General features: G+C 66.4%; 14 protein-coding genes. 10 read left to right on the top strand and 4 right to left on the bottom strand.

Annotation, left to right across the window (positions count from 1 at the left end):
- The first annotated feature begins 1 nt into the window (after position 1).
- Positions 2-373, top strand: a complete 372-nt coding sequence (locus J3E61_RS01950; protein ID WP_192726862.1) for a nuclear transport factor 2 family protein — start codon at positions 2-4, stop codon at positions 371-373.
- 52 nt (positions 374-425) lie between these two features.
- On the opposite strand, the gene J3E61_RS01945 is transcribed toward J3E61_RS01950, so the two are convergent.
- Positions 426-1,163, bottom strand: a complete 738-nt coding sequence (locus J3E61_RS01945) for a hemolysin III family protein (protein ID WP_192726861.1) — start codon at positions 1,161-1,163, stop codon at positions 426-428.
- Positions 1,164-1,218: 55 nt separating this feature from the next.
- Here J3E61_RS01945 and J3E61_RS01940 point away from each other — a divergent pair, with 55 nt between their 5' ends.
- The 4 genes from J3E61_RS01940 to J3E61_RS01925 all read left to right on the top strand — a co-directional run bounded on the left by J3E61_RS01940 (position 1,219) and on the right by J3E61_RS01925 (position 4,344).
- Entirely contained in the window at positions 1,219-2,010 is a 792-nt protein-coding gene (locus J3E61_RS01940; protein ID WP_210082411.1) for an isoprenyl transferase, read from the top strand.
- 15 nt (positions 2,011-2,025) lie between these two features.
- Complete coding sequence (locus J3E61_RS01935; protein WP_210082410.1) at positions 2,026-3,378, top strand: hypothetical protein; 1,353 nt, start codon at positions 2,026-2,028, stop codon at positions 3,376-3,378.
- Between the two features lie 69 nt (positions 3,379-3,447).
- Complete coding sequence (locus J3E61_RS01930) at positions 3,448-3,855, top strand: hypothetical protein (RefSeq protein ID WP_210082409.1); 408 nt, start codon at positions 3,448-3,450, stop codon at positions 3,853-3,855.
- 90 nt (positions 3,856-3,945) lie between these two features.
- Positions 3,946-4,344, top strand: a complete 399-nt coding sequence (locus tag J3E61_RS01925) for a hypothetical protein (RefSeq protein ID WP_210082408.1) — start codon at positions 3,946-3,948, stop codon at positions 4,342-4,344.
- 49 nt (positions 4,345-4,393) lie between these two features.
- Here J3E61_RS01925 and J3E61_RS01920 read toward each other — a convergent pair whose 3' ends face one another.
- A complete protein-coding gene (locus J3E61_RS01920; RefSeq protein WP_210082407.1) occupies positions 4,394-5,332 on the bottom strand; it encodes a type I pantothenate kinase in 939 nt (312 codons plus the stop codon).
- A gap of 30 nt (positions 5,333-5,362) precedes the next feature.
- On the opposite strand from J3E61_RS01920, the gene J3E61_RS01915 reads away from it, so the two are divergent.
- From J3E61_RS01915 to J3E61_RS01900, 4 genes are all read left to right on the top strand, one after another.
- Positions 5,363-6,562, top strand: a complete 1,200-nt coding sequence (locus tag J3E61_RS01915; protein ID WP_210082406.1) for a DUF885 domain-containing protein — start codon at positions 5,363-5,365, stop codon at positions 6,560-6,562.
- A 5-nt stretch (positions 6,563-6,567) separates the two neighbouring features.
- Entirely contained in the window at positions 6,568-8,034 is a 1,467-nt protein-coding gene (locus J3E61_RS01910; RefSeq protein WP_210082405.1) for a glycine hydroxymethyltransferase, read from the top strand.
- A gap of 58 nt (positions 8,035-8,092) precedes the next feature.
- Positions 8,093-8,914: an acyl-ACP desaturase gene (locus tag J3E61_RS01905; protein WP_210082404.1), complete on the top strand. Its 822-nt coding sequence runs from the start codon at positions 8,093-8,095 to the stop codon at positions 8,912-8,914.
- Positions 8,915-9,143: 229 nt separating this feature from the next.
- Positions 9,144-10,457 carry a PhoH family protein gene (locus tag J3E61_RS01900; RefSeq protein ID WP_210082403.1) on the top strand — a complete coding sequence of 438 codons (1,314 nt, stop codon included), beginning with the start codon at positions 9,144-9,146 and terminating at the stop codon, positions 10,455-10,457.
- Positions 10,458-10,467: 10 nt separating this feature from the next.
- Here J3E61_RS01900 and J3E61_RS01895 read toward each other — a convergent pair whose 3' ends face one another.
- Positions 10,468-10,815: a DUF732 domain-containing protein gene (locus J3E61_RS01895; RefSeq protein ID WP_192726851.1), complete on the bottom strand. Its 348-nt coding sequence runs from the start codon at positions 10,813-10,815 to the stop codon at positions 10,468-10,470.
- A gap of 126 nt (positions 10,816-10,941) precedes the next feature.
- Here J3E61_RS01895 and J3E61_RS01890 point away from each other — a divergent pair, with 126 nt between their 5' ends.
- Positions 10,942-12,351 carry a serine/threonine protein kinase gene (locus J3E61_RS01890; protein ID WP_210082402.1) on the top strand — a complete coding sequence of 470 codons (1,410 nt, stop codon included), beginning with the start codon at positions 10,942-10,944 and terminating at the stop codon, positions 12,349-12,351.
- Here J3E61_RS01890 and J3E61_RS01885 read toward each other — a convergent pair.
- Complete coding sequence (locus tag J3E61_RS01885) at positions 12,339-13,181, bottom strand: hypothetical protein (protein WP_210082401.1); 843 nt, start codon at positions 13,179-13,181, stop codon at positions 12,339-12,341. The two genes, J3E61_RS01890 and J3E61_RS01885, sit on opposite strands and share 13 nt — an antisense overlap.
- Between the last annotated feature and the right edge of the window lie 47 nt (positions 13,182-13,228).

The following is a 13,228-nucleotide window of genomic DNA, read 5'->3' as shown; positions in this document are numbered from 1 at the left end:
CATGCCGAGCGCCGAGGACATCACCCAGACCGTCACCCGCTACCTGGACTTCGTCTCGAAGGGACAGCCCGATGAGGTCGCGTCGCTCTACGCCGACGACGCCACCGTCGAGGATCCCGTCGGCGGCGAGGTGCACATCGGCCGCCAGGCTATCCGCGGCTTCTACGGCGCGATCGAGAACGTCAAGGCTCAGACCGACGTCCTGACGCTGCGCGCGCTCGGCAACGAGGCGGCGTTTCACTGGACGCTGTCGCTCGACTTCGGCGGCAACGGGATGCGTATCGACATCATCAGCACCATGACCTTCGACGACGACGCCAAGATCGCGTCGATGAAGGCCTACTGGAGCCAGGACAACGTCACAACGTTCTAGTGATTTCGGCGCGCTTACCGTCGCTGAGCGTGGATAACCGCGCCGAAACCACTCAGAAGACGGCGAACCACATCGCGATGTAGTGGCAGATCGCCGCGACCGCGGTGCAGGCGTGAAAGAACTCGTGGTGGCCGAATGTCGTCGGCCAGGGGTTGGGCCACTTGAGGGCGTAGAGCACGCCGCCGATGCTGTAGAGCGCGCCGCCGACGATCAACAACACCAGAGCCGCGACGCCCGCGCCGTCCATGATCGGCCCGACGAACCAGGCGGCCACCCAGCCGAGCAACAGATACAGCGGCACGCCCACCCAGCGGGGCGCCGACGGCCAGAACATCTTGAGCAGCACCCCGGCGATCGCGCCGCCCCAGACGATCCAGAACAGCACCCAGCCGCTGCGCTCCGGCAGCGCCAGCAAGGCGAACGGCGTGTAGCTGCCCGCGATGAACACGAAGATCATGGAGTGGTCGGCGCGCTTCATCCACTTGCGCGCCGTCGCCGACTCCCAGGTCACCCGGTGATAAGTACCGCTGACGGCGAACATCGCCACGATCGTGAATGTGTAGAGCAGCGTGGCCAGCCCGGCGCGCGTCGATTCCACCGCCCACGACACCGACACCAGCGCGGCGCCTGCGATGAACGCGACAACGGCTGCGTAGACGTGGATCCACCCACGCAATCGCGGCCTGCCGAGGAACTTCTCGACACCGTCGACGACGGCTTCGGGAAAGTCTTCTGCGTATACGCGGGCCGGTTGTTGCTGGGCCTCGTCGGCCGTATCGATCTGGGCCATGTCACCTCCCTCAATGCCATGGGGGTCTTCGACCGAAACAGTAGTCTGGATCCTCGTGGACATCATTCCTCCTCGTCTCAAGGAACCGATGTACCGCCTCTACGAGATGCGGCTGCGTCAGGGACTGGCGTCCTCGAAAACTGAACTGCCCCGCCACATCGCGGTGCTGTGTGACGGTAACCGACGATGGGCACGTGATGCCGGTCACGACGACGTCAGCTACGGCTACCGGATGGGCGCCCGCAAGATCGCCGAGATGCTGCGCTGGTGCCAGGAGGCCGGCATCGAGATGGCCACGGTTTACCTGCTTTCCACCGAAAACCTGCAGCGTGACGCGGGTGAGCTGGCTGCGCTGATCGAGATCATCACCGACGTCACCGAGGAGATCTGCGCACCGGCCAACCGGTGGAGCGTGCGCACGGTCGGCGACCTCGAGCTGATCGGCGAGGAACCCGCGCGGCGGCTGCGCGAGGCCGTGGAGTCCACGAACGGCAACGGCAGCGGCTTTCATGTCAACCTCGCCGTCGGCTACGGCGGCCGCCAGGAGATCGTCGATGCCGTGCGCCAGTTGCTCAGCAAGGAGTTGGCCAACGGCGCCACCGGCGACCAGCTGATCGAGGCGATCAACGTCGACGCCATCTCCGAGAACCTCTACACCTCAGGACAGCCCGACCCCGACCTGGTGATCCGGACGTCGGGGGAGCAGCGGCTGTCCGGCTTTCTGCTGTGGCAGAGCGCCTACTCGGAGATGTGGTTCACCGAGGCGTACTGGCCGGAGTTCCGGAGGGTGGACTTCCTGCGGGCGTTGCGCGATTACACCGCGCGCCATCGCCGGTACGGCATGTAGTGCCACACTTGAGCCATGGCTGCGCTGTCAGCGATGGTCTTCTCGCTCAGCTGGTGGTTGGGCCTCTATCTGCTGGCCCGCGATCCGCGCAAGCCGGTGCTGGTTCTCGCCGCGATCGGCCTGACCAGTTTCGCGGTAGTGGTCGCCCTCGACGCGGTGCGGGTGACCAGCGGTCTGGACGCACTGAGCCGCGTCGAGATCTATCTGGTCGCAGTGCCCGGCATCGCATGGTTCGCCGTCCTGCTTGAACTGTGCCGGCCATCCGATAGTTGGCGCAGCCGGGCAGGCGAGATCACGCTCGTGGCCGGCGTCGGCGCCGTCGCACTGTTCGGCGCCGTGATGGCGGGCAACGTCGACGGACCGGTGCGGCTCGGTCACTGGGTGATGTTCGCGGCGATCTCGTTGTCCACGCTGGGCGCGATGATCGTGGCGGTGCTGCAGCGCACGCCTGGGCGCGTCACGGGCTTCGTCGTCATCGGCACGCTGTTCTTCGCGCTGGCCAATGCGATCGTCGTCATCCCGCTGGGTCTGGTCCCGAGCTGGATTGCGTTGGCGTCCACGGGGTTCGACGTCGGAGTGCTCGGCTTGGCGGTCGCGATGTGGGACGCGTTCGACGAGGGCCAGGCGCTGCGGGCCGACATGCTGCGGTCGTTCGCGGCGACGGCCGTGGTGGCGCTGCTGTTCGGCGGTCAGCTGTTGATCGGTCTTGCCGTGTCCGGGCAACAGACAGCGCTGACGGTCCTGCTGTTCACCAGCCTCGGCATCGCGATCGCGATCAACGTGCTCGCCGATCCGCTGGCCGGGTTGCTCGACCGCGTCGCGTTCTCCCGCTCGCCTGATCTGCGGGCCGACCGTGCGGCTCTGCGCGATACCGAGGCCGCACTGGCCAGACGGGCGGCCAACCCGCTCGACGGCGTCGATGACGACACCTTCGTCCGCCTCACCCGTCGCGCGCTCGGGCACTACGGCGACCTGTCCAAGCTCGTCGCCAGCCCGCTGACCGCACTGCCGATCATCGACGAGCGGCTGGCCGCCCGCGGCGCGCCCGACGCACCGCTCGAGCGGGCCAACGAACTCAAGGCGCTGCTGGCCGACCACATCGCACGGCTCAAGCCGCGCGACGGCGGCGACTTCGGCACCACCGAGCAGTGGCGCCACTACAACTCGCTGTACTTCCCGTATGTCGTCGGGGTGCGCGCCTACGCGCAGAATGCCACCGCCTCAGGGCTGGACCCCGTCGCGAGGCAGGCCTGGCAGTGGTTCGTCACCGAGGTGCCGCAGCGGTCGCTGCACAACTGGCAGAACGCCGCCGCCCGGCTGATCGCCGCGGATCTGCGCGGCAATCTGGTCGCGGCGCGAGACGTCTGACCTGCTGTTGGCAGTAGCTGGCAGCGTCCGGCGTCGATCTGGCAGTGCATTCTGAGCAATCTCAGAACCATGACGGCAATCAACACCCGCCCGGTCCGGGAAAGCACCGACTCGTTACTGCGTTTCGCCCTTCGCGCCGACGCCACCCTGTGCGGCGGTCTCGGGCTGCTCGTCGCGATGGCGGCCGATCCGCTGTCACGACTGTCCGGTCTGTCGTCGACGTCGGAGTTCATCGGCGGCACCGCGTTGGTGTGCTACGGCGCCGCGCTCTACCTCGCGGCCGGCCTGTCCGATGTCCGCCGCGTCGGCGTCAGCGTGCTGGCCGGAAACATCGCGTTCGCGGTGCTCGTCACCGTGGTGCTGATCGCCGGGTGGCTGCCGCTGACCGAACTCGGCGTGGTAGCGACGGTCGCCTTCACGGTCGCCACTCTCGCCTTCGCCTACGCCCAGTACCTCGGAGTGCGCCGTCTTGCGTGACTCCCTCATGACTGGTCCGGAGCCGCCGTCGTAAGAGGTTGCGGCGTCGGCTCCGGAACGGTCGCTCACCCCACCCAGAAAGGAAATTTCATGTCCGCCATCACAATTGATCGCACCGGTACCCGCGATGGATTTCTGCGCCTCGCCATGCGCGCCGACGCGGTGATCACCGGCCTGGCCGGTCTGGTCGGCCTGCCGGTCGCAGGCTGGCTCGCCAAGGTATCGGGCACCACGCCCGCCTTCGAGTACTCGATGAGCGCGTTCTTCGTCGCCTACGGCGTCGTCGTCTTCGGGCTGGCCGCGCTGCCTTCGGTGCGCCGCGCGGGGATGGCGGTCGTCATCGCCAACCTGCTCTATACGGTGGCCGCCATCGTCACTGTATTCGTGATGCCGTTGACCACCACCGGCGTGGTGTTGACACTCGCGTCCGGCGTCTACACGTTGTTGTTCGCCGAGTTGCAGTACCAGGGTTGGCGCCGCGCCAAGTAATCCGTTGCCGCTCAGGCCCGTTCGGTACGCCGAGCGGGCCTGGCCCTTCTCAGAGCTTGCGCAGCCGCAGCCGGTTGATCGCGTGGTCGGCGTCCTTGCGCAACACCAGCGTCGCGCGGGGGCGCGTCGGCAGGATGTTCTCGATCAGGTTGGGCCGGTTGATCGAATGCCAGATGTCGCGGGCGGCGAACACCGCGGCCTCATCGGTCAGCGTGGCGTAGTGGTGGAAGTGCGACGCAGGATCGGCGAACGCCGTCGAGCGCAGCCCGAGAAATCGGTTGATGTACCAGTGCTCGATGTCCTCGATGCGGGCGTCCACGTACACCGAGAAGTCGAACAGGTCCGAAACCATCAGCGCCGGACCGGTCTGTAATACGTTGAGACCCTCGAGAATCAGGATGTCGGGATGTTTGATGATCTGCTTTTCGCCGAGCACGATGTCGTAGAGCAGATGCGAGTAAACCGGCGCGCACACCTTGTCGGCACCGGACTTCACCGCCGTCACGAACCGCATCAGCGCGCGGCGGTCGTAGCTCTCAGGAAAACCCTTGCGGTGCATCAGGTTTCGACGGGTCAGCTCGGCGTTGGGGTACAGGAACCCATCGGTGGTGACCAGGTCGACCTGGGAGTGGTGCTCGAATCGGGCCAGAAGTGCTTGCAGCACACGGGCGGTGGTGGACTTGCCGACGGCCACGCTGCCCGCCACGCCGATGACGAACGGCACCGGGCGATCCGGGTTCTGCTGCGGCTCACCGAGGAACTCCGCGGTCGCGGCGAACAGCCGCTGGCGTGCTGCGACCTGAAGGTGGATCAACCGGGCCAGCGGCAGGTAGACCTCTTCGACCTCGAGTAGGTCCAGCTTCTCGCCGAGGCCCCGCAGCTGCAGCACTTCGTCTTCGGTCAATTTCATCGGCGTCGACATGCGCAGCGCGCGCCATTGACTCCGGTCGAACTCCACATAGGGGCTCGGCTCGCTCAGCCGCGGCATGGGGTCAGTCTTGCAGTTAGCGTGGTCGCCATGGAGTCCGGCACCCTCATTCGCGAATATCTGCTGCTCGGTTTGCGCTTCGACCGGATCGAGGACGGCTACGTCGACTCCTTCACCGGAGACCCCGCCCTGCGTCATCAGGTGCAGAACGAGCCCGCCCCCGATCCCGCTGACCTGGCCGTCCAGGCAGCTCGCCTGGCCGCCGAGATCCCCGACGAGCTCGAACCGGACCGTGCGGAGTACGTCGCGGCGCATCTGCGGGCGCTGGCGTGCGCGGGGAAGAAATTCGCGGGTCAAGACGTCGGGTTCGTCGACGAAGTCGAGGCCTACTTCGACGTGCACGTCACCAAGGGCGATCCCGCGCGCTACGAGCAGGCCCACCGCAAGCTCGACGAAGCGCTGCCCGGCAGTGGATCACTCGCCGAGCGCATGCAGAACTATCGCGCGGCAGAGGAGATCCCGCCCGACCGGCTCGAGGAAGCCATCCACGCGTTCTCCAGCGCGCTGCGCGACCGGGTGCGCGCCGAATATCCGTTGCCCGACACCGAAACCATCACCTACGAGGTGGTCACCGACAAGCCGTGGTCGGGGTTCAACTACTACCTCGGTGACTACCGCTCCACCGTCGCGGTCAACGCCGACCTCAAGCAGCAGATGTCCAACCTGCCGCGGTTGGTCGCGCACGAGTCCTATCCCGGCCACCACACCGAGCACTGCCGCAAGGAGGCAGGCCTTGTCGAGGGCAAGGGGCAGACGGAGCAGACGATCTTCCTGGTGAACACGCCGCAGTGTCTGATGGCCGAGGGGCTGGCGGACCTGGCGCTGTACGCCGCGATCGGGCCGGATTGGGGTGGCTGGGCTCGCGACATCTACGCCGATCTCGGACTGCGGTTCGACGGCGAACGTGCCGAGGCGGTCTCAGAAGCCTCCGCTGCGCTGGCCGACGTGCGCCAGGACGCCGCGCTGATGCTGCACGACGAACATCGAGACGTGGACGACGTCGTGGCCTTCCTCAAACGCTGGCTGCTGGTCAACGACGACCGCGCCCGGCAGATGCTGCGGTTCCTGTCCTCGCCGTTGTGGCGCGCCTACACCAGCACCTATGTCGAGGGCTATCGGTTGTTGCGCGGCTGGCTGGAGGACAGGCCCGAGGGCGTCAGCCTCACGCAACGCTTCGGCCGACTGCTGGACGAGCCGCTGATTCCTTCGGCGCTGCGGAAAGTAGGCTGAACCGCATGACCGCAGACTCGACCGCGACCACCACCACCGCTGCTCCCGGCGCTGAGTACGCCGACACCGCAAGCGCCGCCTACCGCTCGATTCTGCAGATCATCGAGTCTGTCGAGCCGCGCATCGCGGCGGCCACGCGCAAAGAGCTTGCCGATCAACGTGATTCGCTGAAGCTGATCGCCTCCGAGAACTACGCGTCGCCGGCGGCGTTGCTGACCATGGGCAGTTGGCTGTCCGACAAGTACGCAGAAGGCACCATCGGGCACCGGTTCTACGCCGGCTGCCAGAACGTCGACACCGTCGAAACAGTGGCCGCCGAGCACGCGCGCGAGCTGTTCGGCTCGCCGTATGCCTATGTTCAGCCGCACTCGGGCATCGACGCCAACCTCGTTGCGTACTGGGCGATCCTGGCCACCCGTGTAGAAGGTCCTGGGCTGGCCGAGGTCGGCGTCAAGAACGTCAACGACCTCACCGAAGCGCAATGGGAGGAGCTGCGCGCCAAGCTGGGCAACCAGCGGCTGCTCGGCATGTCGCTGGACGCGGGTGGGCACCTCACCCACGGCTTCCGGCCCAACATCTCGGGCAAGATGTTTCACCAGCGCAGCTATGGCACCGACCCGAACACCGAGCTGCTCGACTACGACGCGCTCGCGAAGGCCGCCCGCGAATTCAAGCCGCTGATCCTGGTTGGCGGGTACTCGGCCTACCCGCGACGGGTCAACTTCGCCAAGCTCCGCGAGATCGCCGACGAGGTGGGCGCCACCCTGATGGTCGACATGGCGCACTTCGCAGGGCTCGTCGCCGGAAAGGTGTTCACCGGCGACGAGAATCCCGTGCCGCACGCCCATGTCACCACCACCACGACGCACAAGTCGCTGCGCGGACCGCGCGGCGGCCTGGTGCTGGCGACCGCTGAGTATTCCGACGCCGTCGACAAGGGCTGTCCAATGGTGTTGGGCGGACCGCTTTCTCACGTGATGGCGGCCAAGGCCGTCGCGCTGGCCGAGGCGCGCCAGCCTTCGTTCCAGGCCTACGCGCAGCGGGTCGCCGACAACGCCAAGGCGCTCGCCGACGGGTTTCTCAAGCGTGGCGCGCGCCTCGTCACCGGCGGCACCGACAACCACATCGTGCTGCTCGACGTGACGTCGTTCGGGCTGACCGGCCGCCAGGCCGAATCGGCGCTGCTGGACTCCGGCGTCGTCACCAACCGCAACTCGATCCCCGCCGACCCCAACGGCGCCTGGTACACCAGCGGCATCCGGCTGGGCACGCCGGCGCTGACCACTCGCGGCTTCGGCCCCGACGACTTCGACCGCGTCGCCGAGCTGATGGTCGAGGTGCTGTCCAACACGCAGCCGGAGGGAACGTCGAAGGCCAAGTACAAGCTGGCCGACGGCACCGCCGAGCGGGTGCACGCCGCGGCTGCAGAACTGCTGGCCGCCAACCCGCTGTACCCCGGCCTGACGCTGTAGCCGCGCCACGCCGTTGGGGAATTTTACGATTCCCACAGAATTGGGTTACTGTAACCGCATGGCACAGAAACCTGTACCTAATGCCTTCATTCTCGAGCTCGAGCCGGTCGTGCAGAACGAACTGCGACGCCACATCGACACCGAGGATCTCTGGTACGCCCACGACTACGTGCCGTTCGAGCAGGGCGAGAACTTCGCCTTCCTCGGCGGCCGCGATTGGGACCCGTCGCAGGTCACGCTGCCCAAGACTGTCACCGATGCCCTCGAGATCCTGCTGATCACCAAGGACAACCTCGCCGGCTATCACCGCGAGTTCGTGTTCAGCTTCATCCTCGAGGAGAAGTGGGGCCGCTGGATCGGCCGCTGGACCGCCGAGGAGCACCTGCACGCGATCGCGCTGCGCAACTACCTCGTCGTCACGCGCGAAATCGACCCCGCCGCCAATGAGGACGTGCGCGTCGAGCACGTGATGAAGGGCTACCGCGCCGACACCTACAGCCAGATCGAGCGTCTGGTGCACATGGCGTTCTTCGAGCGTGAGCATGCCGTGTTCTGCCGCAATCTCGAAGCCCAGATCACCGAGCCGGTGCTGAAGGGTCTTGTTGGCCGCATCGCCCGCGACGAGGAACGCCACGAGGAGTTCTTCGGGAACCTCGTCGCGCACTGCCTCGGCTACCGCCGCGACGAGACCATCGAGGCGATCGCACGCCGCGCAGCCGAACTCGATGTGGTCGGCGGCGATATCGACGCATATAAGGACAAGGTGGCCATTGTCGCCGATGCCGGCATCTTCGGACCTGAGCAGCGGCGGCAGGTGATCGCCGACCGCATCGCCGCGTGGGGTGTTGCCGACGAGCCGTCGCTGAAGCAATTCGCCTGACGAGTTAGCCAACTCGCCGCTACGGCAGGCGGCATCGGATACGGCGCGCCTGCACGGCGCGAAGCGAGAAGCCGGAGTAGCGTCGTTTCTCGATGGCTAGCGACATGCTCTGCTATCCGGGCGGTACCGATCGTCATCACGAGAGGACCGGCCCCGGTCCTGGTACCGCAGCGTCCGCCGATGTGTTCGTGCGGGGTCGCATGAACTCCCTCGCCTCGAGGAGCGCTACGTGACCAAAACTACCGTCCGGACCTACGTACTCGACACCTCCGTGCTGCTGTCCGATCCCTGGGCCGCTACGAGGTTTGCCGAACATGAAGTCGTGGTCCCGTTGGTGGTCATCAGCGAACTGGAAGCCAAGCGGCATCACCATGAGCTTGGCTGGTTCGCCCGGCAGGCATTGCGGATGTTCGACGATCTGCGGCTCGAACACGGACGGCTGGACCAGCCGATTCCCGTTGGGACGCAAGGCGGAACGCTGCACGTCGAGCTCAACCACAGCGATCCCACTGTATTGCCCGCCGGGTTCCGCAACGAGAGCAATGACGCGCGGATTCTGACGGTAGCGGCCAACCTCGCTGCAGAGGGCAAGCGAGTCACGTTGGTCAGCAAGGACATTCCACTGCGCGTGAAGGCAGGCGCCGTCGGTCTGGCCGCCGACGAGTACCACGCGCAGGACGTCATCACGTCCGGCTGGACGGGGATGGACGAGATCGAGTTGTCGGCCGACGACATCGACAAGCTGTACGCAGACAGCGAGATCGATCTCGAAGCGGCGCGCAATCTGCCGTGCCACACCGGAGTTCGGCTGCTGGGCGGCAGCTCGCATGCGCTGGGCCGGGTCAACCCGGAGAAGCGGGTGCAGCTGGTGCGCGGCGATCGCGAGGTGTTCGGGTTGCGCGGGCGCTCCGCCGAACAACGGGTGGCACTGGATCTGTTGCTCGACGAGTCGATTGGCATCGTTTCACTTGGCGGCAAGGCCGGCACCGGCAAGTCTGCGCTCGCGTTGTGCGCGGGACTGGAGGCGGTGCTGGAACGCCGCACCCAACGCAAGGTCGTTGTGTTCCGGCCGCTGTATGCGGTCGGCGGGCAGGATCTCGGCTATCTGCCCGGCAGCGAGAGCGAGAAGATGGGCCCGTGGGCGCAGGCCGTCTTCGACACACTCGAAGGTCTGGCGAGCCCCGCGGTGCTCGAGGAGGTGCTCTCCCGCGGCATGCTCGAGGTGCTGCCGCTGACGCACATTCGCGGGCGCTCGTTGCACGACTCGTTCGTGATCGTCGACGAGGCGCAGTCGTTGGAACGCAACGTGTTGTTGACCGTTCTGTCGCGGCTGGGCGCCGGATCGCGGGTGGTGCTCACCCACGACGTCGCCCAGCGCGACAACTTGCGGGTGGGCCGCCACGACGGTGTGGCGGCGGTGATCGAAAAGCTCAAGGGCCACCCGCTGTTCGCACACATCACGCTGCTGCGCAGCGAGCGCTCGCCGATCGCGGCATTGGTCACCGAGATGCTGGAGGAGATCAGCCCCGGCGCGCTGCCGTGAGCCTGGCGCGCTACCCGTGCAGTTGCGGGAGGTACTGCGGGCAGTAGGCCGTCATCGAGGCGACGATCATCGCCCTGTTCTGCCCGTGCGTGGCGAACACGTGCTTCGCGTCGAACGCCGCGAGCACCAGATCCGGGTTGGTCGTGCCCTCGTCGAGGTTCTGGCACACGGCGTGGCCTGCCGAGATCTCCATGGCCGCCGGAATCTGCGGAATGCCGGCCTGGGCCAGGCTGGCGACGAAGGTGTCGTCGACGGAGTCGGCGTTGGCGGCAGCGGCCCCGGCGATCGCGCCGAAACCCAGCGTGGCGGCGACGAGTGCGGTTCCTGCGATTGACTTGGTGAAGCGGTTGGTGAGCATCGTGGTAGGTCCTCTCCTGGTAGTGCCGACCCTGGTGGCCGGGCATGTCCAGGTTGTGGCGGACGCCTCTTGCGACTCTCAACGGTTTCTTGGCGAATCCTTGTAATGGGGGGAGATACTTCCTCGGTGGACTCGCGCGTCGGCACGACGTTCGGCAAGTACAACGTCACGCGCCTGCTCGGCAAGGGCGGCATGGGTGAGGTGTACGAAGCGTACGACAATGCCAAGGGACGCACCGTCGCGCTGAAGATACTTGCCCACAAGCTGTCTGACGACGACTCTTTCCGCACCCGGTTCCAGCGCGAGTCGCAAGCGGCTGCGGTTCTGCAAGAGCCGCATGTCATTCCGATCCACGACTGGGGCGAGATCGACGGCAGCCTGTATATCGACATGCGCCTGGTGCAGGGCCAGACGCTGCTCGACCTGATCGAACAGGGTCAGCTGGATGCTTCCCGCGCGGTCAACATCGTCTGCCAGGTGGCCGCCGCCCTGGATGCGGCCCACGCCGAGGGGCTGATCCATCGCGATGTCAAGCCTCAGAACATCCTTGTCACCCCTGCTGATTTCGCATACCTGGTCGATTTCGGCATCGCCGAGGCCACCGGCGAGACCCGGTTGACGACGGCGGGCACTCAGATCGGCACCTTGGATTACATGGCACCTGAACGGCTTAGGGGCCAGCCCAGCACCCCGGCGGTCGATGTCTACTCGCTGACGTGTGTCCTTTACGAGGCGCTGACTGGTGAAATCCCTTTTACGCGTGACAGTTTGGAGAACTTGATAGCGGCGCATATCGCCTCGCCGCCGCCACGGCCCACTGAGGTCAATCGGCGCCTCCCGGCTGCGATGGACGACGTCATCGCCCGCGGAATGGCCAAGGAGCCCGACGACCGCTACGGATCGGCGGGCGCACTGGGGCGCGCGGCGCAGCGCGCGATGCAGACGGTGGCCAATGTCGATGTCACCTCTTTGCCGACCGCGCCGACGTACTCGGGTGTCACCGTTACGCGGTCGTCCGAAGCGGCCATGGCCGAACCCACGGAGGTGCACAACGATTCGCGGCGGCGACGATGGTTGGTGCCGACCGTGATCGCGGTCGCCGCAGCGTTGATTCTCGGGGGAATCGGCGTGGTGATCGGGCTGCTCGCTAGCAACAACAATGGGCACGCGGGCACCGACGAACCGGCGGCCGCGGTGCCGCCGCTGGTGACCGGACCAGACCTGAGCGTTCGGCACGAACTCTGCGACGCGGGCTTCTCGTTACCCGACGCCACCGGATTCGGCACCCACGGCGGACGCGGGACGCCCGAAACGTCGTGCCTATTCGCCAACAGCGTGTTGACGTCGTACTGGGCTGCTTACGGCAATGCCAGCCCGCTGCCACGGGCCGTGTCCGCGCCTGGCGCCGTCGACTGCCAGGCCGTGCCGGGCGCGTTGTGCAACGGCTCGAACTTCCTCATGCACTGCAAGAAGGAGCCGGGGGACAGCTGGATCACGTGCATCGGCGGCAACAACGCTCGCGTCTACTTGTGGTAGTCGCAGTGGCCCGCCGGCAGTGCCGATAGGTGGGCGGTCAGCCATTTCGCCATTTCAGTGACCGCGGTGACCCCGTCGTCGAACTTTCCCGACGACGGCTGCGCGGCCAACGCAACGGCGATCATTCCGGTCGGGCCGGTCAACACTCCCATTTGCCTGACCACATAGCTACCGCTGGGCGACGGCCCCCAGCCGCCTTTGAACCGACTGTCCGGGAGTGTGCCGATACCCCAGCTCTGGTCCGACGTGACCTGGCCCATCAACGCAAAGACTGGCTCAGTTGCCCTGTCGCACACGGCAACTGAGATGAAGTGCACTTGATCGGTCAACGGCCACTCGGTCTGGCCGAAGGCGGAGAACTCCGGACGTACTCGTTGCGACTGCACCGTCGTCGGATCGCCTGCCTGTCTCAGCACCGCGTCGACCTTGCGCGCCGCGGTAGCCGGATCGCCAAGGCCGGCCCAGATCGATTCCGCCGCCGCATTGTCTGATTCGGTGACAGCGGCCCTCATCGCTTCGGTGAGTACCGGCGGCTGATGTTCACCAAGCGCAGCGATGACGAGCGGCACCTTGATAGTCGACCAGGCGGGGCCACTGCGCCAGTGGCCCAAGACGATCGGGGCTCCTCCTGCGCCAACGGCACTGAGTGCGATGCCGACCTCCGCATGCAACTGCGACTCCAATCCGGCGAAGTCAGTCGCCAGCGCTGACTGCACCGACGGGTGTGTACGGCCGCCGAGGTGCAGGCCGACAAGCACTCCGACCACCAGCACCAGGGTCGCGAGCACGACGAGACCCGCGATGAGCCAGACAGGCCGACCGCTACGCATTACTGTCCGCGGTGGACGACTCACAATGGGTCCTGACGCATTGCCGA

The organism is Mycobacterium sp. OAE908, assembly GCF_017872775.1.
GTDB lineage: Bacteria > Actinomycetota > Actinomycetes > Mycobacteriales > Mycobacteriaceae > Mycobacterium.
Note: the sequence above shows the minus strand (reverse complement) of the source record. Positions and strands in the feature narration are given on the sequence as shown.